General features: G+C 65.6%; 22 protein-coding genes. 2 read left to right on the forward strand and 20 right to left on the reverse strand.

The window, feature by feature from the left end; translation table 11 throughout:
• Positions 1-76: 76 nt before the first annotated feature.
• The 6 genes from Q0P60_RS07235 to Q0P60_RS07260 all read right to left on the reverse strand — a co-directional run bounded on the left by Q0P60_RS07235 (position 77) and on the right by Q0P60_RS07260 (position 2,129).
• Complete coding sequence (locus Q0P60_RS07235) at positions 77-322, reverse strand: hypothetical protein (RefSeq protein WP_033833483.1); 246 nt, start codon at positions 320-322, stop codon at positions 77-79.
• Entirely contained in the window at positions 322-630 is a 309-nt protein-coding gene (locus Q0P60_RS07240; RefSeq protein ID WP_071306432.1) for a hypothetical protein, read from the reverse strand. Before Q0P60_RS07240 ends, Q0P60_RS07235 begins: the two co-directional genes overlap by 1 nt.
• Positions 630-1,202, reverse strand: coding sequence for a hypothetical protein (locus Q0P60_RS20625; protein WP_345780319.1), 573 nt, complete (start codon positions 1,200-1,202; stop codon positions 630-632). The genes Q0P60_RS07240 and Q0P60_RS20625 overlap by 1 nt, the downstream gene beginning before the upstream one ends.
• Positions 1,199-1,363 carry a hypothetical protein gene (locus tag Q0P60_RS07250; protein ID WP_239503556.1) on the reverse strand — a complete coding sequence of 55 codons (165 nt, stop codon included), beginning with the start codon at positions 1,361-1,363 and terminating at the stop codon, positions 1,199-1,201. The genes Q0P60_RS20625 and Q0P60_RS07250 overlap by 4 nt, the downstream gene beginning before the upstream one ends.
• A gap of 110 nt (positions 1,364-1,473) precedes the next feature.
• Positions 1,474-1,815 carry an ogr/Delta-like zinc finger family protein gene (locus tag Q0P60_RS07255; RefSeq protein ID WP_088470286.1) on the reverse strand — a complete coding sequence of 114 codons (342 nt, stop codon included), beginning with the start codon at positions 1,813-1,815 and terminating at the stop codon, positions 1,474-1,476.
• On the reverse strand, positions 1,812-2,129 hold the full coding sequence (locus Q0P60_RS07260) for a DNA-binding protein (protein ID WP_100053249.1): 318 nt from the start codon (positions 2,127-2,129) through the stop codon (positions 1,812-1,814). The genes Q0P60_RS07255 and Q0P60_RS07260 overlap by 4 nt, the downstream gene beginning before the upstream one ends.
• A 70-nt stretch (positions 2,130-2,199) precedes the next feature.
• Between Q0P60_RS07260 and Q0P60_RS07265 the strand changes: the two genes are divergently transcribed.
• Positions 2,200-2,628: an XRE family transcriptional regulator gene (locus tag Q0P60_RS07265; RefSeq protein WP_294990358.1), complete on the forward strand. Its 429-nt coding sequence runs from the start codon at positions 2,200-2,202 to the stop codon at positions 2,626-2,628.
• 499 nt (positions 2,629-3,127) lie between these two features.
• The gene (locus Q0P60_RS07270) at positions 3,128-3,577 is read left to right on the forward strand and encodes a hypothetical protein (protein WP_197592356.1); all 450 of its coding nucleotides are present in this window, start codon (positions 3,128-3,130) and stop codon (positions 3,575-3,577) included.
• 16 nt (positions 3,578-3,593) lie between these two features.
• Here Q0P60_RS07270 and Q0P60_RS07275 read toward each other — a convergent pair whose 3' ends face one another.
• From Q0P60_RS07275 to Q0P60_RS07340, 14 genes are all read right to left on the reverse strand, one after another.
• On the reverse strand, positions 3,594-4,589 hold the full coding sequence (locus tag Q0P60_RS07275) for a phage late control D family protein (RefSeq protein ID WP_294990362.1): 996 nt from the start codon (positions 4,587-4,589) through the stop codon (positions 3,594-3,596).
• On the reverse strand, positions 4,586-4,984 hold the full coding sequence (locus Q0P60_RS07280) for a phage tail protein (RefSeq protein ID WP_294990364.1): 399 nt from the start codon (positions 4,982-4,984) through the stop codon (positions 4,586-4,588). Before Q0P60_RS07280 ends, Q0P60_RS07275 begins: the two co-directional genes overlap by 4 nt.
• An 11-nt stretch (positions 4,985-4,995) precedes the next feature.
• Positions 4,996-8,205, reverse strand: a complete 3,210-nt coding sequence (locus Q0P60_RS07285) for a phage tail tape measure protein (protein ID WP_294990366.1) — start codon at positions 8,203-8,205, stop codon at positions 4,996-4,998.
• A 22-nt stretch (positions 8,206-8,227) separates the two neighbouring features.
• Positions 8,228-8,365, reverse strand: coding sequence for a hypothetical protein (locus Q0P60_RS07290; RefSeq protein WP_224119283.1), 138 nt, complete (start codon positions 8,363-8,365; stop codon positions 8,228-8,230).
• Positions 8,366-8,377: 12 nt separating this feature from the next.
• The gene (locus Q0P60_RS07295) at positions 8,378-8,494 is read right to left on the reverse strand and encodes a GpE family phage tail protein (protein WP_010481644.1); all 117 of its coding nucleotides are present in this window, start codon (positions 8,492-8,494) and stop codon (positions 8,378-8,380) included.
• Between the two features lie 8 nt (positions 8,495-8,502).
• Complete coding sequence (locus Q0P60_RS07300) at positions 8,503-8,841, reverse strand: phage tail assembly protein (RefSeq protein WP_294990370.1); 339 nt, start codon at positions 8,839-8,841, stop codon at positions 8,503-8,505.
• A gap of 57 nt (positions 8,842-8,898) precedes the next feature.
• Positions 8,899-9,408, reverse strand: coding sequence for a phage major tail tube protein (locus Q0P60_RS07305; protein ID WP_010481646.1), 510 nt, complete (start codon positions 9,406-9,408; stop codon positions 8,899-8,901).
• Between the two features lie 22 nt (positions 9,409-9,430).
• Positions 9,431-10,603 (reverse strand): phage tail sheath protein, encoded by a 1,173-nt coding sequence (locus Q0P60_RS07310; protein WP_253120329.1) that lies wholly within the window; start codon positions 10,601-10,603, stop codon positions 9,431-9,433.
• A gap of 15 nt (positions 10,604-10,618) precedes the next feature.
• Positions 10,619-10,978 (reverse strand): GPW/gp25 family protein, encoded by a 360-nt coding sequence (locus Q0P60_RS07315; protein WP_294990373.1) that lies wholly within the window; start codon positions 10,976-10,978, stop codon positions 10,619-10,621.
• Entirely contained in the window at positions 10,975-11,541 is a 567-nt protein-coding gene (locus Q0P60_RS07320; protein ID WP_294990375.1) for a phage baseplate assembly protein V, read from the reverse strand. Before Q0P60_RS07320 ends, Q0P60_RS07315 begins: the two co-directional genes overlap by 4 nt.
• 106 nt (positions 11,542-11,647) lie before the next feature.
• A complete protein-coding gene (locus Q0P60_RS07325; protein ID WP_294990377.1) occupies positions 11,648-12,229 on the reverse strand; it encodes a hypothetical protein in 582 nt (193 codons plus the stop codon).
• A 10-nt stretch (positions 12,230-12,239) separates the two neighbouring features.
• Positions 12,240-15,452 (reverse strand): phage tail protein, encoded by a 3,213-nt coding sequence (locus Q0P60_RS07330; RefSeq protein ID WP_294990379.1) that lies wholly within the window; start codon positions 15,450-15,452, stop codon positions 12,240-12,242.
• Positions 15,453-15,456: 4 nt separating this feature from the next.
• Positions 15,457-16,008: a phage tail protein I gene (locus Q0P60_RS07335; protein ID WP_164124131.1), complete on the reverse strand. Its 552-nt coding sequence runs from the start codon at positions 16,006-16,008 to the stop codon at positions 15,457-15,459.
• On the reverse strand, positions 16,001-16,891 hold the full coding sequence (locus tag Q0P60_RS07340; protein ID WP_294990382.1) for a baseplate J/gp47 family protein: 891 nt from the start codon (positions 16,889-16,891) through the stop codon (positions 16,001-16,003). Before Q0P60_RS07340 ends, Q0P60_RS07335 begins: the two co-directional genes overlap by 8 nt.
• Positions 16,892-16,953: the final 62 nt, after the last annotated feature.

Here is a 16,953-nt window from a genome sequence, read left to right on the forward strand (position 1 = left end):
CGGTGCGGTGGTGTTGCATGGTTCTCTCCTGACCAACCCCGGCGGCGTTGGCGCGCTGCCGGGATCGGGGGTGGTGTTACTCGACAGCGGGGCGTGACCGGCCGAGGATCGCGGCGAGGTCTTCGGCCATGTATTGCGCGACGGCTGAGGTGTGATCAGCCTCGATTTCCAGCATTTTCGCGGCCTCGCTGGGCAGCTTGGCCAGCAGTTCGGCCGCTGCGGCGATACGGCACAGCCGCAGGTAGTCGGCAAGGCTGATGACCTGGTCGCCGCGATCCACCGGACCGGGCAGCACAGGCGTATGCCCGTTGTTGCGGGCCATCAGTTCACCCCGCCGGGGTAGCTCTCGCCTGTGCGCAGCCACTGGAAGAAGCGCTCGGCCTCACCCTTGGCGAGCAGGTAGACGACGGTTCCAATCTGGATTCCCCCGCTTGCGGTTCGCATCACATTGCGTGAGTGATGCGCGGTGAAGGTCGCTGCGGTGTCCGACTCGATATGTACCAAGGCCAGAAACAGAATCTTGTGCTGGTCGAAAGAAGCGCGCAGGCCGAAGCCGGGGATCTGCGTTTCCAGCACGATGACAGGTCGCAGAGCCGGTTCAGGAAGGGCCACGTTGGAAGGGGGCGCCATCAGTGCACCGCCTTGTCGTCGGTGCTGGGTGCGCTGCCGTTGGCATCACCCGTGGCGTAGTAGGCGGCAAGCACGTCACCCAGGGTGATTGCGAGCGGACACACGCCCACGGCGAGCAGGCGGGCAATGAATGCCTGATACGCATCGTGGGGCCATTCGAGGGTGTCGGCGATCAGGCCGAAGGCGAGCGAAAGCTGACGCGCGGCAGGGTTACCGGGCGTGGAAGGGGCACCGTGAGGCACGGAGACGTCTCCTGTTGACGAGATTGGAAACCTCGGCGAGACGTTTCTACGCGACGCACCGAGGGTGTCGGGAGGGTAGAAACCGGTCAACAGTCCGGCGGGCAGTTTTCCCCTTGCGGGTGTTGTATGGCTGCCGCCCTCCCGACGCAGGAAAGCGTCGGTGCGCTCGAAAAGCAGGCGCAAAAAAACCGCGATGCTGACGGGCGCGGATACCGCTGTTGACTCGGAGTTTCTACGCTCCTTGCGGCAAATCCTGCTCCCCGTCCTTGGGGAAGTCAAGTAAAACTGTGTATAAGTGTGCAGATCGGTTGCAGCTGCGGACAGGTTCATGCAGACACCTGTGCAGCGGTGTGCGAAGGCAGCACCTCATAGGCGCCGCCACGTGCAATGTGGGCCTTGACCAGTGCGCCAAGCTCGGCAGCGTCGCGCTGCTTCTGCGCATAGGGCACGTACTCGATACGCACCGGAGCAGTGACGAAACTCGGCTCCATTGCCGAGGACCAGCCGTCAAATTGTGTCTTGTGGCGCATCACAGGCGCAGCACTCCCTAGCTGGCGCCAGATGGCGCCAGGTCAGTTGGTGGTGGAAGGGGAAAGGTGGATCAGACCGAGGGCTGTTCGCCGTCAGGGGGACAGGACTCGATTGCGTCGATCCAGTCGGTTTGTAGTTCGCCCTGGTCTTGCTTCCAACGCGTCTGCAGCATCGTCCGCTGGTATCCGGGTGTAGGCGGCAGTTCGCAGGCCGGAGCGCTGGGGAGGCCGCTGGGGCTGGCCACGTTGGTCAGTTCGGAACTGCCGGTGTACGTAGCCCCACACATGGGGTTCGGGCAGACATAGGCGTCAGTGCGCAGGAACGGGTGTTGCAACGCACTGGTGCGCTTTACCAGCCGGGCATTGCAGGCAGGGCAGCAGAACACAGCGCGCTGTCCGACTGTGGCGCTCATGCCTTACCCCGCGCCTTCTTCGCAACCTTCGACTTAACCGGGGCTTTGCCGGCAGTCTTCTTGACCGTGCGAATACGGGTGGAAACGGGTGAATCTGTGTGAGAATCACTGGCGGCCTTCATGCCGAGCGCGACGGCAGCATCGTGGGTCTTTCCGATCCGGCACTTGCTGGTGCTGCGCAGAGCATTGTTGACGGCGTGCCGGTCCAGTCCATGCAACTCCGCAAACGCGGGAACGGACAGGCCGTTGTCGATGAGCCACTGCCGGGCTTGTTCGGCAGTGCGCAGCGCAGTGGTACGTCGTTGGGCTTTCATTCCGTTTCCCCTGTGTATTTCTAGGTGGAATGGTGGTGAAGTTAACTGCACCTGTCAAGGGGGAAATCGCGTGTCTGTAGGTAATCGCCTGAAAGAAGAACGGAAGCGTCTGGGCATGACCCAGGAGGCCATGGGACTGGCCTGCGGTGTTGCCAAGCGCACGCAGATCCTGTTCGAGCAAGATGCACACCTGCCCGGTGGCGCGTACTTCGTCGCTGCCGACGAACTCGGTATGGATGTGGCCTATGTGTTGGTCGGCCGTCGTGATCGGCTGTCCGAATCCGATGCGGATCTGCTCGATGCCTGGCGCAATGCGTCGGTTTCTGCACGCGCGGCCGCGCTAATCGCGCTTGGCGGTGCAGTACCGGCGGCAGCAGCTGCACCGCGTACCACGTTCGAGAACACGAGCATCGGCCAGCAGATCAGCGGGGATGTGGATCTGCGTGGGCAGAAGGTTGTCGTCAAGGCGCCTAAAGCATCAAAGAAACCCAGCCGATAACGCTCACGCCATGCTCTATTCAGGCCGTTAACCACACCGCAAGATGCGCCCGCTGGGGGCGCGCAATACGGTGTAACGGACTATGAGTTGCGGTGAGAATGTGAAGTGTGGTGTGGCAACGTGCGTGTGCAGCGGTCATACCGTGTTTGATGGGGCCGTGATCGGCCAGGTGTTTACGGGTGACGTGCAGATGCAGTGCCCCCACGCGGAGCATCCCCGCTTCGCGCAGACCGAAACAGAGAGGGCGCCCACGGAAACTGGGCGCCCTTTGTCTACTGCGCTGATCGCGCTGGCAATCTGGCAGGCAACCTACCCAACACCGAGCATTGAAGCCGCGTGCGGCTCGACACTTCCTCACGCGGCTCTATTCCTGGTCGCAGGTGCTGCCACTCGCTACCTCAAGCCACTGCTATTGAAGTGGGCACGCAGCTGGTGGGGTCGCCGCAGGCAGGCGCGGCACTGATAGTATCCGCAGAACTCAAGGAGCTGGGGCAAGAGAATGGCGTTCGCGGATGCGGAAAAGACACTGATTGCTCAGTATGTAGAGGCCGAGCAGAAGCACGCATATTTCCTGCTTGGCGCCACTGGTGCCGCTGTGGGGTTCGTAGTCCAGAAACTTGATGGGCAACGGTTCGATCTACCCGGCAGCGTGTTGTTGATCGCAGCTGGCTCCCTGCTGCTGTCGCTTCTACTTGGAATAAGGTTCCTCGACCACGCAAACCGGGCGCGCCACGCTAACGTGAAATGGCTGCAGCTGCAGAAGGAATTTAAGCCACAGGACGCAAAGCAGAAGAAGGCATACGACGCGTTGGTGAGCAAGCTCGACGCCAAAATCGACACCGAGAACGCCAAGGCTGGTTCGTGCAAAATGTGGCAATTCCGTGCTCTTTTCCTCGGCGCCCTGCTTCTTGTTGCGTGGAGAGTGTTCACAATGCTGGCACTCTCTTGAGGTTGAGCGGCGCGGGCTATCCGCCGCGCTCCAGCTCCAGTGCGGTAACGAAGCCCCCGCTGCCGTCGATGGTGTGAGTGGCCTTGGCCACCAACCAATCGGTGCCATCAATCTCTGGCTTGAAGCCTCTGACGTTGACCGTCTGCTCTGGATAGATATCGGCGCGTCCAACGGCGAGCCGGTAGCTCAGCTGTGCGGTGCCACGATCCAGTCGCTTGAATTCGGCCTCGGCGTGCTGCCGGGCTTCGTCTGCGGTGGCATACGTCGCCTGCAGCTTCTTCTCGTTGTCGGACGTGCCCACCAGTACGCCGGTGCGGCGCGCTGCCTTGCGGTCACCCCAGTAGGCACGAACGCCGGTGAACTTCTCGCGGTCGGCGACGCTGTAGCGGTGCTGGTCACCCGATGCTCGCGTGATCTGCACGCCAGGCAGCGGCTGGCCACCGGCCGTAGTGCCTGCGCCGATGGGCGCGAAGATCAACGTGCCGGCTTTCACCGTGGCCACGGCGTCGAAGCGTTTGCCCAGGCGCGTGAGCAGGTTGATATCACTCTCGTTGGCTTGGTCGAGGTGTGGAATGGGCACGCTGGCCAGATCCGCGGCTACCGACGCACGCAGCGAATGCTCGCCGGCGATGGCGCCGAGAATGTCGCCAAGGGTGGTGTCGTGCCAGCTACGCTCGCGCCGGCGACGAACCGCTCCTGTCAGGTCGGCCGAACGCGCCCGAATCGTGATGATGTCGGGTGAGCCGCTGTGTTCAACGTCGTCCACCTTGAAGGTGCCCTTGTCGAACAGCCCGCTACCTTCATAGCCGATGGCCACCTGCAGGGTGACCCCACGGCGCGGCAGTGCCAGCATGCCGTCATGGTCATGCACCCGCAGGTCTACTTGGTCGGCCTCATCGCCACGGCTCTCGGTCAGGGACAGATCCAGCAGGCGCGGCGCCAGCCGGTCGGTCAGATCCTTGCCGTCCAGCACCACCCGCCACGCGGGGATCGGGTAAGGGGTCGCCCTCATGCGATGGCCTCGCTGGCGCCGTCGTCGTCACGTTCCAGCTGCATCTGGAAGTCGATCAGGCGCGGCGTGCCGTCGTTGAACAGCTCGCGCCGTGTCTCGCTGAGGCTGGTCAGCAGGTAGGGGCCGTAGACGCGCCCCGTACCCTCCACCAGCGCCTGCGGTTTGCCCTGGTCGCCCAGCTCGCGCAGCTTGTCCAGCACCTGCAGGTCGCTCACCAGCTCGCCGGCGATGGTGCCCTGCAGGCTGATGGTGTCATCGCCCGGCCCGACGTACTGGCGGGCTGCGCGGGCGCCGACGCGCTCGCTGCTGGCATGGCGCCAGGTCATCTGGCGCTGCAGTTCGCCGTAGGCGGCTGTGGAGAGGGAGAACACGAACGTGCCCCAGGTCATCATCATGGTGGTGGTCCTCAGTCGCTGAGCCGGGCACCGCGTCGGGTGGCCTTGTCGCGCTCAATCTGTTGAACGGTCTGCCGCACCAGGTCCGCGATCTTCTGCTCATCAGATCCAGCCGGCGCGTTGATGTGGATGGTGTAGCTGGAAGCGCCTGTGCTGGCCGCAGCGGCTTGCGCAGCAGCCGGGGCCATCACTGGGGCGGCAGCGGCCATGACGGGCAGCGCAGCCGCGCCCAGCGCGAATCCGGCCGATGCTTGGCGCAGCTTGTCGCGGCTGGCCGTCGCGCGTGCGGTGTCGGCGCTGTCGGCCATCCGGGCGATGCGCCGTTCGCGCAGTTCGTCCAGGCGGGAGGGCGCGGTAACGCCGTTTCCACCGGTGGGCTGCATGCGTTGGGTCATGCCGGCGCCGATCTGCACCACGCGCTCGCCCCCGACCGCTGCCGCACGTAGGCGGTCACGGCTTGCGGTTGCGCGGTCGGTATCGGCGCTGGCGCCAGCGCGGGCAATGCGCCGCTCGCGCAGTTCATCAAGGCGGCTGGCCGGCGCACTCGCGCCCCCGACGCCTACCTGCTGCATGCGCTCGCCCATACCGGCGCCGGCCTGCGTGATGCGGTCGCCTACGCTGGTCACCTGCTGCAGCGGCTCGCCCTGGCTGCGGTCGATGCCGCCGGCCAGCCCCTGCATGGTGAAGTCACCGAACTGCGCGAAGACACGCGACGGGCTGTGGATGCCCAGCAGCCCCTTGAAGCGGTCCATCACGCCCGAGGCGATACCGGCCACGGCATCCATCGCGGCGCTGCCCTTGGACACGATGCCGTTGACCAGCCCCTGCACCATGTCGATACCGGCCTGCATCATCTTCGCGGGCCAGCCGAGCAGGATCTGATTGGCACCCTCCCACATGGCGGACAGGCCCGACCGGATCTTGTCACCGTTGAGGGTGAACAGGCCGACGATCAGCTGCCACGCACCCTGCAGGTAGGTCCACGCGCCGCCCACGGCGTTCTTGATAATCGGCAGCATGAAGGTGAACGCCTTCACCAGCCAACCGATGGCGGCGACCGCCATGCGCAGGTTGACGGTCAACACCTGACCCAGCACCTGGCCGAATCCACGGCCGGCGGTCGTGGCGCCCTGCAGCTCCTCGCTGGTGGCCTTGAAGGGGGTGAACAGCTTCTGCACCCATGCCCAGGCTTTGCCCATGGCATCGGACACCTGCGCCCACACCGGCCCCAGCGGTTCCAGCGCGGTCATCAGCTCGGCCATGATCGGGTTGACCACATCCAGCACGCCCTGCCACACGCCGATCATGAAAGCCTTGATCGGCTCCCAGTATTTCCAGACAAGCGCGGCAACAACGGCCACGGCGGCGCCGATGGCCAGCACCGGCAGGCTGATACCGCCCAACAGCGGCAGCAGCATGCGGCCAACATTGAGCAACATCGGGAACGCCCGGCCACCCAGCGACAGCACCTGGCCGATCAGCCGGCCGATGCCACCGCCGCCGCTGAGCAGCATCACGCCCTTGTGGATCTGCGTCAGCGCCATGGCACCGACGCCGCCGGCCACCAGCAGGCCGCCGAGCGCGGTGGCCAGGGCGGTACCGCCGATGGCCAGCTTGGCGATGGTAGCCACCAGCTGCGGGTTCTTCGTGACCCATTCGGCCATCCGGTCGGCAACCTTGGCCACGCGCGCGGCCAGTTCCTTGACCGTCGGCAGCAGGGTCTTGCCCAGGCGCTGGGAAAGCACGGTGGCGCTGTTCTTGAGCAGGATCAAGCCATTCTCGGCCGTCCCCACGCGTGCGGCGTATTCGGCATTCATCGAACCGCCGTATTTCTGCGCATCGGTGACCTTGCCGAAGTTCTCTTTCAGCAGATCGAGGTTGGTCAGCAGCGGTGCGATCGCACCGATCGACTCGCGGCCAAACAGCTGCGTCATCGTCGCCGCCTGCTCGGCCTTGGGCAGCTTCTTCAGCTTTTCCAGTACGTCGAGGATGGCGCCACCGGCGTCCTTCTGCATGGCCTGAGCCAGGTCACCAGCCTTCAGCCCCAGCTTCTCGAACGACTCCACCTGTCGCTTCGTCGCCGCATCGCCAGATGACAGCGTGAGCAGCATGTTCTTGATGCCGGTGGCCGACACCTCCGACTCGATGCCCATGCCGGCGACCGTGGCGCCCAGCGCCGCCAGCGGGCCGCTGCCGAGGCCGGCCACCTCGCCCAGCGCACCGATGCGGTTCACCACCTCGCTGATCTTCTGGACGCTGGCCGGGCCGGTGTTGCCCAGGTAGTTGATCTTGTCGGCCAGCACGACAACGTCGTCCTGACCCATGCGGAATGCGGTACGCCAGGTGGCCATCGTCTGGCCGGCGTCTTCGGCGGTGGTGTCGAAGGCTACGCCCATCTTCGCCGCGTCCTCGGCGAAGCGGGTCAGCTCGTTGCTGGCGATGCCGGCCTGGCCGGCGGCGGCGACGATCTTGGCGATATCGGTGGGCACCATGGGCAGGCGGCGCGACAGTTCCTCAATGTCGCGGCCCATCTTCTCGAAGCCGTCCGGCGTGTCGAAGTCCACCACCTTCTTTACGTCGGCCATGGCCGACTCGAAGCTCATGGCCTGCGCGATGGGCAGCGTCTGCGCACGCAGCGCACCGAACGCCGCCAGCGCCACGCCGGTGCCGTGTGCAGCAGCGTTCATGCCGGCGCTGTGGAACTTGCGGCTACGGGCCTGCGCAGCATCGAGCGCGGCCAGGCGCGTGCGTTGTGCATCCATCTGCGCCGAGGCGGCGGCAATCTCGCCGCGCAGCTTGCGCTCATGCGTGCCCAGCTGCCGCGTGCTGATGCCGGCACGATCCAAGCCACCGCGCAGGCGCTGCAGTTCGACCGACTGCTGCTGGTGCTGGATCTTTAACTGGCCTGCAACGGTGCGGGCCTGATTGAACTCGCGGCTCAGCCTGCGGGTAGGCGTGCCCGCCTCCTTGATCTGCCGGGCCAGAGCGGCGACGCGCTGCGTTGCAGCCAGGTGGCTTTGCTCGGTTGCGCGCACGGCCTGCTGCTGCTGGCGGTAGGCGGCAACGTCACGCTGGGCGGCATTGAGGCGGCGCAGGTTGGCCTGTTGTTCCTGCAGAGCGGTGGTCAGGCCTTTGCTGCCGGCCATGACCTTCTTGAACGGGGCGCTGGCGCGGTCGAGCGCTTCCAGCACCACCTGCAGGCGAAGGTTGCCGCCGCTCATGCGACGACAACCGGTGCGCGTGCTACGGCGTCGTGGTGTCCGTAGGATCGGCTACCAGCGCGGCCAGGAAGCGGCATCCAGCGCTGACCGCCCACACCAGCAGCGCGCCAACTGCACACAGCAGGAACGCCGCAAGGGCGAGGAAGATGAGGGTGTCCATAGGCGGACTGTATCACTGCTGTGCTCCACTTCGTTCATGGGCGCGCTGGCGCCACTGGATCAGTTCAGACAGGGAGAGGGCCGATAGCTCGGTGAGGGTGAAGGAGAAAATCACCGCGATATCGGCCATCAGATCCTCTACGCAGACGGGAACTCCCTCTCCGACTTCGGCACGAAAAAATCACCGATGACACGGGCGATCTCGATCAGGTCGGCCGGTTCCAGCTTGCCGGCGTCGGCGGTGGTCAGGATCGGCTGGCTGATGCGCGGCAGAACCGTGGTCAGCGCGGTCACATCCATCTGTGCCAGGTCGAACAGCTTGATGCCGCGCAGATCGCCGGCGGTCGGCTTGCGCAGGCGAACGGAGCGGATCACCTGCTCGCCGCGTTCGATGGGAGTTTCCAGCACGATCACGTTGGTGCCGGTGGCTTCGGCGTCGGTGACGGTGTCGGCTTCATGGGTGGTGTTGCGGGTCATCGCTATATCTCTCAGGAATGGCCCAGCCGCTGTAGCGGCCGGGCAGGGGGGGCGGGATCAGGCGCCGATGGCGCGACGCAGGGCAGACTGGCGGTCAACGCCGTTGACCATGAAGACCATGCCGACCAGGTCGATTTCGATCTCGGTGCGGCCGTTGACGGTCAGCTTGTAGTAGCTGGCCGAGGTCTTGACGCTGAACTCGGTGTCGTCGCCGACCTTGCCGGTGCCGGCGTCGATCTCGGTGTGGCGGCCGCGGATGACGATCTCGACCGCATCCACCTCGCCGCTGTCCTCCCGCTGGTAGCCGCCGGCAAAGCGCAGCTGCACAGCGTTGTGCGAAACGGCGCCGTACTGGCGCAGCACGTCGAGCATCAGGCCGCCGCACTTCCACTCGGCCTCGATCTTTTCCTGGCCCAGGTCTACGTCGATGGGGCCGAGCATGCCGCCTGCGCGGTACTCCTCCATCTTGCGGGTCAGGGTGGGCAGCTTGAACTCGGTGACCTGGCCGATGTAGCTCATGCCATCGTTGAACAGGTTGAGGTTTTTCAGCTTGCTGGGCAGTGCCATGGCAGGGGTTCCTTATGCGGCCTCAGCCGCTGATGCGGGCCGGGAAGTCGGCGAAGTAGCGGTCGGTGATGCGCTGGTTCAGCTGCAGGCTTTCCAGCGGCGGCACCGGGGTGTAATCGAAGTCGATCACCAGCTGGCCGCTGGCCAGCGACTCCGAAGCGTTGGCGCCGGCGTCGTACCAGGCACTGGCGCCGATCAGGTAACCGGCATAGACCAGCTCGCGGAACTTCGCGTTGATGCTCTCCAGCAGGTCGCGGACCAGCGTCGGATGCAGCGGCTTGTCGATGTAGATTTCCTGCGCCTCGGCGATGGTGTCGGCGAGGATCTGCGCGGTGCGGGTGGCCGTCTCGAACTGGAACAACGGGTCGGCGCTGCAGGTGCGCGAACCCCAGAACTTGTAGCCATTCGAGTTGATGAGGGTGGTCACGTCGCCGGCATTGAGCAGGCCCGCGTCGGTGTTGGGGTCCTGCAGATCCCAATGCACGTCGCGGCTGATGCCGGTCACACCAGCCACCGGCACGTTCGAGATGGACTTGTGCCAACCCTGCTGCTGGTCGGTCATGGCGCGCACGCCCAGGGCACGTGCGACGGCGAAGGCCATGCCGGTGGAGGCGGTGGCGGTGTTGAAGGCCATGAAGTCGGGGTAGATCAGCATCAGTTCACGGGCGGCGAACTGCTCGCGGTAGGCGATGGCCTCCGACACCGTCGCGCTGGCGGCGCAGCTGGCGTAGATCATGGCGCGCAGCTTCTTGGCGATGGGGATCATGGCAGCGGTCACCGGCTGGGTGTCCAGCCCCGGTGCGCCCAGGATGCGCGGACGCACGCCCAGCTGTGCCTGCGCAACCAGCAGCGCGTGCAGGCCGGTGTAGCTGCCGCCATTGGCGCCGCCGATGACGTTGGCAGTGGTGTCGGTGTCGTTGCTGGCGCTGGCCACACGTACCACCACCACAATCGGGTTGCCTTGGTCGGCGATGCCCTGCAGCGTGGCGCGCAGTGTTCCGGTGCTGCCTGCCTTGCCGACTGCGCTCAGCACGTCGGTAATCAGCACAGGGCGGTTCAGAGGGAAGGCGGTCTTGTCGGCATCCTCGCCCGTGCAGACGACGCCGATCACAGCGGTGGATACGGTACGGATCGGCCTGACGCCGCCGTTGATTTCGATGACGCGAACGCCGTGGTGGTAGCCGCTGGCGGCCATGGGCTTCTCCTTCGGTTAGGGGGTGTGGAAGCGGAGTGGTACGGAAAGGCGGGTGTTGCGCGATGCGCCGCTCGGTGTGGCCAGCTGGCCCTGCAGGTCGAGGATGAACGAGCCAGCCACGTCGCCGTGAGCCAGGTCGATACGGGTCAGGCTGATGCGCGGCTCCCAACGCATCAGCGCGGTGGCGGTAGCGCCGAACAGCCGCAGGCGGGTTTCGTCGTTGAACGGCTGGTCGATCAGCTCGGGCAGCAGCGAGCCGTACTCACGGCGCTGCACGCGCGAGCCGATGGGCGTGGTCAGAATGTCGGCGATGGACTGGCGCAGGTGCGCCAAGTCATCGCTGAATGCGCCTGTGCGGCCATCCATGCCGATCACGCTGGTGACCCGGTGGTGCCGCTGCCCGGTTGCACGCCGGCGTGCTTGTGCTTGGTGAGGCTGATGCCGGCGGCGATCACGTCGTCGGATACCTCCGCCTTGCCGGTGATCGTCATCTTGCCTTCGATGCTGGTGGCGCCCTTGATGGTCACTGGGCCGGTGATCGTGGTTCCGCCGTCAGCGGTGATGGCCACGGTTCCGCCTGCGGGCAGGACAGCCGCCAATGCGTGCGCATCATGGTCGTAGCTGACCACGGCGCCGTCCTTGAACTGGATCAGCGTCAGGCTGGGGCTGGCCGACGGTGCCGGATACTGCTCGCAGTACAGGCCGCGCAGCACGATGGCGTTGGCCAGGTCGCCGTCGCAACACAGCAGTGCAACCTGCTCGCCGCTGCTCGGCGGTGCCCAGGTGCGCAGTTCACCGGCTGCGGCGCTGAACCAAGGGAGGAAGTCGGTGTGCGCTTCGCCCGTCTGCACGCGGCACATGTGCCGGGCGTGATCGACCTCGGTCACCACGCCGTCGCGGAGCAGGTTGTTGATCTGTTGGGGCAGCGCACTATCCATGCCCCCATGTTCCCGGCGTCCCTTCGCGCGCGCACGTAGCGCGGTAGGTAGATTGAGCCGCTACAGCGGCGGGCGCGCGCGCCGCGCCGCTACGATCATCACCGCGTCAGCTCAGATCAGCCGGCGGTACATCCTCCGGTGCAGTGGGCACTACGTCTACCCACGTTCCCGACGTATCGTCGTAGGTGACTGGCACGCTGCGGCTGGACGGGGGCGCGTAGTCGGTGACCGATGGCGGCAGCGACTGGCCACGCGGCACCGGCGCGGCGAACGTGCCGTCCGCCTTGTTCCAGAGCGGTCGGCCGCTGTAGTCCGGCTGAAGCACCCAAAGGCCCTGTCCATCGTCCCACGCGTTGCACTGCGGGGTGGTGCCATCCAGTCGGAACGGCTCAGCCAGCGTCACGCCGTTGGGCAGCGTGTCGCCGAGCGCGAGGCGGTTGGGGACTGGCATTGCAGTGCGCGTATCCCACAGCATCCGATTGCGGTAGTCGGCCACTACATCCCAGCGCTTTCCGTCGCCAGAAAGGCGCAGTGCCTGGAACTCGCCAGCAGTTCGCTTGGGCGCCACGTCAACGGTGTGATCCGGGAGATACCAGGCGCCGTCCGGGGAGGGCTGCAGCCGCACCGGGCCTATGTGTGCGTGGGTGATCGGGTCGAAGGCGTGGGCAAAGCGGGGTTCGTTGGACATGCTCCGGTCCTCAGTAGGTGATGCAGTAGATCATTCGCAGACCCGCCGGCAGGTTGCGGTCGCCGCCGGTGTTGGCCACCGTGATCGCATGGGTGTGCGCGCCGCCGTCAGCCGCTGTAGCGCTGTGGCCGTGGTCGCCAACCTGCGCGATAGAAATATCGTGCGAGTGAGCGCCGGCGCCATTCATGCCGATGTTGTGGGCGTGGCCACCTGCGCCATCCGTCGTGAAGCTATGGGAGTGAGCACCAGCGGGGCTGGTGTTCGGCCAGGGGTTGTCGTAGTCAACATTGCCGCGCGAGCCGGCGTGCTGGCCGTAGTCAGCACCCCACGGGTAAGCGAAGCCAGCTTCGGCGAAGGCGGTCAAGTGCTGGTGATCGCCTACCGCAGACGTACCGCCGGTATGCGCGTGGTGGCCCTGCGAGTCAGTCCATGCGCCGTGAGCGTGATCGCCCACACCGCTTGCACTTGCGCCGTGTGAGTGTGCGCCGCCGGCACCAACACTGATCGTGTGGCTGTGGTTGCCGGCACTGGCCGAACTAGCGGTGTGGGCGTGGCGGATCACCTCACCGGCGGTGAAGCCGCCAACGGCGTCGGCGCTGTTGGTATGGGTTACAACGGTGCCATCGCCCATAGCCGGCAGGTTGAAAGTGGTCTTGCCGTCGCCGGCGCCGTAGAGGGTGCCAATGGCAGCGAACAGGTCCGCGTAGGTGGTGCGGGAGACGGCAGCGCCGTTGCACAGGAGTGTGCCAGCCGGGGCGCTCTTGCCGGCGAACATGATGACCTGGCCGGGGATGCGGTTTGCCTTGGTGACAGGATCGAAGGTGCCACCATGCCAAACAGGCTTGCCATTGAACCGCAGTTCACTGCCACCCAAAAGCAGTGGAGCGTAGGCGCTGTTGCTCAGGGTCACCGCGTCAATGGTGACGCCGCTGCTATCCGCAAAATCGCGGATCATCAGCCGAGACTTCGCCCCGATGTAGTCAAGGCCAATCGTGGATCGCAACGTCACGCCCTGGCTGACGACCAGAGCGCCCGTGATGGTGCCGCCAGCCCGGTCCAGCTTGTCGCCAGGATTGAAGTTCGCATCGGTCCACAGCTCCGCCCATGCCTTCCACCGCTGGTCAGCGGGCGCGGTGTCGCGGCGGGATCGCATCCAGAACCGGTTTCCACCACCGTAGTCGGCGGCCAGGGCAAGGCCACGGGAGTTGTCATAGCTGGGCAGGGACCAGGCAATGGTGTACTGCGCCGGCATCGTGGTAGGCGAGGGGTTGCCCTGTCGGTTGATGCGCAGCGCGTTCCACGTGTCCACCCAGCTGTCGTCATTGCTGGTCGGGGTGAGATAGGCCACGCGCGCAGCCACGTCCTCAACGGAAGCTGCGCCGATCTCGCTCAGGGTCCATCCAAAGTTCACGCCGCCGTTCACATCCTTGGCGGTGTTCCCGATGGTCACCTTGCGGGAAGCGCCCCATGCCGTGGTCACAATGTTGGCGGAGCCGTCGAATGCGGTTCCGTTGATCGTGCGCGGTGCTGCAAGCTTGCTGGCAGTGTCGGCGTTGCCAGTCAGCTTTCCCCGGAACTCGGCCGCATAGACCCAGCTGCCGGTAGGGTTCATCACGATCTTGTTGGGGTTGGCCACATTCGTAAGGCGGAATTCCTTGCCGCCGGTAATGTCGTGCAGCTCCAATCCGGTCTGTCCCTCGGTACCGCCTTGTTTGAACTGCCACGGGCGCTCGGAATACATCTCGCACAGCACCTTCCCGTCGCCGGCCCCGGTCCCGATCCTCGCACCAGCCATCTCGGTAACGCCGTTCTTGTAGACGACCAGCTGGCCAGCTGTGCTGGTGTTGCCATTGGGGCGCAGGTAGACGAACCCACCGTCGCTACTCGCGGCGGCAGACAGCACCACGCTGCCCACAGCACTACCCCGTAGCGCGGCGCCAGCGGTACCGAGGTCGAGGGTTTGATCGTCAGACAACGACGCGCCCAGGGCGAACGTCTGACGACGGCCCCAGCGGTTCTCGGTGCCATCGACCAGGCGCCGCAGATCGCCCATGTACGCGAGCGGCTGGGCGGTGGCGTAAATGATGCCCTGCGGCTCGGCGGTGACGAATGTGCCGGGGCCGTGATACGTCGCGCCGGTGGCGTTGACCACGCGCACGGCATGGCCTTGGTTGTACTCGCGCTGCTGCAGCCACAACTCGACACCTGTGGACTTGCCCGCAGCATCGGTGGTCAGTACAACACCAAAGCGGCTGGGGCGATCAAGCGAAGAGTCGGCGCCGATCCGAGTGTGCTGCACCATGCCATCAACAACCGCCTGCGTGAGCACTGTGGTCGCGTCGAACGTGCGCGTTGATGCGGCGATCTGCTCCCACGCGTAGCGAGGGCTGCCGATGGCGCCATTGGTCATTTCCAGCAGCAGAATGCTTGCGGCAGCGCCGCGCCACGGCAGCGTGCCCAGCTTGATCCAACGAACTTGGTTCGAGTTGCCGGGAATCGCGTCAATCGGCTGAACCTTTCCGATCTGCGGGAAGTCGGCGGCGTGCATGCCGTCGAGCGTGTCGGCGTCCAGCCCCTTGCCGTGGCCCATGTCCTTGAGCGCGGCGCCCTTCAATTCGAGGCTGGTGCGGATAGCCGCGGCCGTGGCCAGCGCCAGCAGCGTCTTGACGAACGGTGTCGGTGCATTGGCGCCGAAACGGTCGTCCAGGGCGGCTCTCAGCCCGCGAGCGGTGACGGCGCGCACCCCGTCCGCGCCCGCGATGGTTTCGGGACCATCTGCCAGCTCGACTACGCCGGCGACCGATTCAGTGGCCGGCGGGTTCAGGAACTGCGTGCTGCCGAACTTGATCTGCGCCGTGTCGATATCGGCGAACACCACGTCGGCCGAGAGCAGCAGCGTGGAGATGCTCGCCTTCTCCATGATCGCTTCGGCCTGGCCGTAGACGGCAAACAGTGTGCCGTCGGCCAGGTAGAGGCCGAAGCCACGCAGCGGGTACTTGTCGGTGCCGCTGTCCTGCAGCGTGACGTGGATCGTGTCAGCCGCAACGGACTCGCCGCCGAAGCTGGTCATCCGCTTGAACTCTCCGGGCAGCTGCGTCATTGCCGCAGTGGGGGTGAAGCCGGTAGAGGTCAGTCCGATCTGAGAAATCAGCACCGTGTTGGTGCCGGTGTTGGTGCCGTTGACCAGCTTGGCGCGGCCGGCGTTGGTGATCTTCATGCGCATGGGGTCAATCTCCGGTCATCGTCAGGCGGCGGTAGACCGCCGCTTGGGCACCTGCGACGGTTCCGACTTGGCTGTCGGCCTGAATGCCTTGGGTGAAAGTGAAGTGCGAGCGCACGGGCTTTGTGCGGTTCACCGCGTCCACGATCTGGTGGACGAACTCGGCCGACGACTCCTGCCCGCCGTCGCCGCTGATGGTCAAAAACAGGCTGAACGTGTGCGGTTCGCCCTGCGGGGTCATCTGCCACCACTCGCGGATCTTCATCTGACCGCCAAAGCTGGCGATCAGGTCCGCGATGCTCTTGGCGGTCCCCTTGTGGCGCTGGATCTGGAACGAACTGGCGATGCGGGCGCGCTTGATGCGCTCCGGCCAGTTACTGTCCCAGGTGTCAACCGACACGCTCCACGCGAGGAACGGTAGAAATTCCGCCGGGCAGTTCCACGGGTTCCAGAGCGTGTCGTGAACCATGGGGACGCCCGACAGCTGCGCGTCAGCGCGCTCTACCGCGCGTTCCAGCCGCGTCGAGTTGGGGGGCAGCAGGGAGGTGGCGTCAGGCATCGGTGCCGCCGTGCTCGATCACTACGCTGGTGCAGTACGGCGCCGACTGCGCGTCCACCGGCATATCCGCCGTGGGCATCTGCAGCTGGACACGGTGGACGCCGTCCACGTGCAGGGCGGAGTAGAGCGCCGACAGCGGCACGTCGCGGCCTAGGCGCTGGGTCTGCTGCAGGAACAGCGACACCCGGCGCCGCGCTTCGGCCAGCACCAGCGCGCTATCGGGACCGTTGAACGTCACCAGCCGCGCCCGGATCTCGAAGGGCTTCACGGTGGCCGGGGCTACGGTCACGTAGTCGGTCAGGGGCCGCACGTTGTCGTTGAGCAGCGCGGACTCCACGGTCTTCAACAACGCCGCCGACGGCGTGCCGTTGCCCTGTCGCGACAGGACCGTGACCACCACCTTGCCCGGCGATGGGCTGGCGACGCTGGCGTCGAGCACGTCCGAATGTGCGGATAGCGTGTGGAAGATGTAGGCGCCTTCGGGGCCAGCGACCGACAGGCTTTCGGGCGCCAGCTGGATGCGGCGCCGGAACGCTGCGTCGTTCTCGTACTCGGCCGGGGCGTTGGTCTTCGGATCTGCCGGCTTCAGCAGCTTGCGCTGCACGCCGAACGGCACAGCGAGGTTGTCCAGATCGGCGCCGTTGGAGTAGGGCAGCAGCAGGCCGCGTGCGCGTTGGTTGAACTGCTCACGCAGCACCAGCTCGCGGTACGCGCTGGCCTGCAGCAGCTTCATCACCGGATCAGATTCGACCAGCGCGGTGTAGTCGGGGCACAGGCGCCGAAACTCGGCCAGGCGTTCGGCCAAGATGGCCTCGAACGTGCGCTGCTCGAAGATATCGGGCGCCGGCAGCTTATCGACTTCGATGGCGGTAAAAGAGGACACAGATGCACCGGCGGATGGGTCCGGTCCAGATTCCCATCGCGCGCGCGCGAGGCCGTGGAATG

This window comes from uncultured Stenotrophomonas sp. (assembly GCF_945952405.1).
Classification (GTDB): Bacteria; Pseudomonadota; Gammaproteobacteria; order Xanthomonadales; family Xanthomonadaceae; genus Stenotrophomonas.

Bases quoted from the DNA above. Each gene is read 5' to 3' on its own strand.
- Q0P60_RS20625 (WP_345780319.1), bottom strand. From the start codon at position 1,202: ATGAACCTGTCCGCAGCTGCAACCGATCTGCACACTTATACACAGTTT.
- Q0P60_RS07275 (WP_294990362.1), bottom strand. From the start codon at position 4,589: ATGAGGGCGACCCCTTACCCGATCCCCGCGTGGCGGGTGGTGCTGGAC.
- Q0P60_RS07305 (WP_010481646.1), bottom strand. From the start codon at position 9,408: ATGGCACTGCCCAGCAAGCTGAAAAACCTCAACCTGTTCAACGATGGC.
- Q0P60_RS07295 (WP_010481644.1), bottom strand. From the start codon at position 8,494: ATGGCCGATATCGCGGTGATTTTCTCCTTCACCCTCACCGAGCTATCG.
- Q0P60_RS07290 (WP_224119283.1), bottom strand. From the start codon at position 8,365: ATGGACACCCTCATCTTCCTCGCCCTTGCGGCGTTCCTGCTGTGTGCA.
- Q0P60_RS07260 (WP_100053249.1), bottom strand. From the start codon at position 2,129: ATGAAAGCCCAACGACGTACCACTGCGCTGCGCACTGCCGAACAAGCC.
- Q0P60_RS07270 (WP_197592356.1), top strand. From the start codon at position 3,128: ATGGCGTTCGCGGATGCGGAAAAGACACTGATTGCTCAGTATGTAGAG.
- Q0P60_RS07280 (WP_294990364.1), bottom strand. From the start codon at position 4,984: ATGATGATGACCTGGGGCACGTTCGTGTTCTCCCTCTCCACAGCCGCC.
- Q0P60_RS07335 (WP_164124131.1), bottom strand. From the start codon at position 16,008: ATGCCTGACGCCACCTCCCTGCTGCCCCCCAACTCGACGCGGCTGGAA.
- Q0P60_RS07255 (WP_088470286.1), bottom strand. From the start codon at position 1,815: ATGAGCGCCACAGTCGGACAGCGCGCTGTGTTCTGCTGCCCTGCCTGC.
- Q0P60_RS07320 (WP_294990375.1), bottom strand. From the start codon at position 11,541: ATGGATAGTGCGCTGCCCCAACAGATCAACAACCTGCTCCGCGACGGC.
- Q0P60_RS07330 (WP_294990379.1), bottom strand. From the start codon at position 15,452: ATGCGCATGAAGATCACCAACGCCGGCCGCGCCAAGCTGGTCAACGGC.
- Q0P60_RS07310 (WP_253120329.1), bottom strand. From the start codon at position 10,603: ATGGCCGCCAGCGGCTACCACCACGGCGTTCGCGTCATCGAAATCAAC.
- Q0P60_RS07285 (WP_294990366.1), bottom strand. From the start codon at position 8,205: ATGAGCGGCGGCAACCTTCGCCTGCAGGTGGTGCTGGAAGCGCTCGAC.
- Q0P60_RS07300 (WP_294990370.1), bottom strand. From the start codon at position 8,841: ATGACCCGCAACACCACCCATGAAGCCGACACCGTCACCGACGCCGAA.
- Q0P60_RS07250 (WP_239503556.1), bottom strand. From the start codon at position 1,363: ATGGAGCCGAGTTTCGTCACTGCTCCGGTGCGTATCGAGTACGTGCCC.
- Q0P60_RS07240 (WP_071306432.1), bottom strand. From the start codon at position 630: ATGGCGCCCCCTTCCAACGTGGCCCTTCCTGAACCGGCTCTGCGACCT.
- Q0P60_RS07235 (WP_033833483.1), bottom strand. From the start codon at position 322: ATGGCCCGCAACAACGGGCATACGCCTGTGCTGCCCGGTCCGGTGGAT.
- Q0P60_RS07325 (WP_294990377.1), bottom strand. From the start codon at position 12,229: ATGTCCAACGAACCCCGCTTTGCCCACGCCTTCGACCCGATCACCCAC.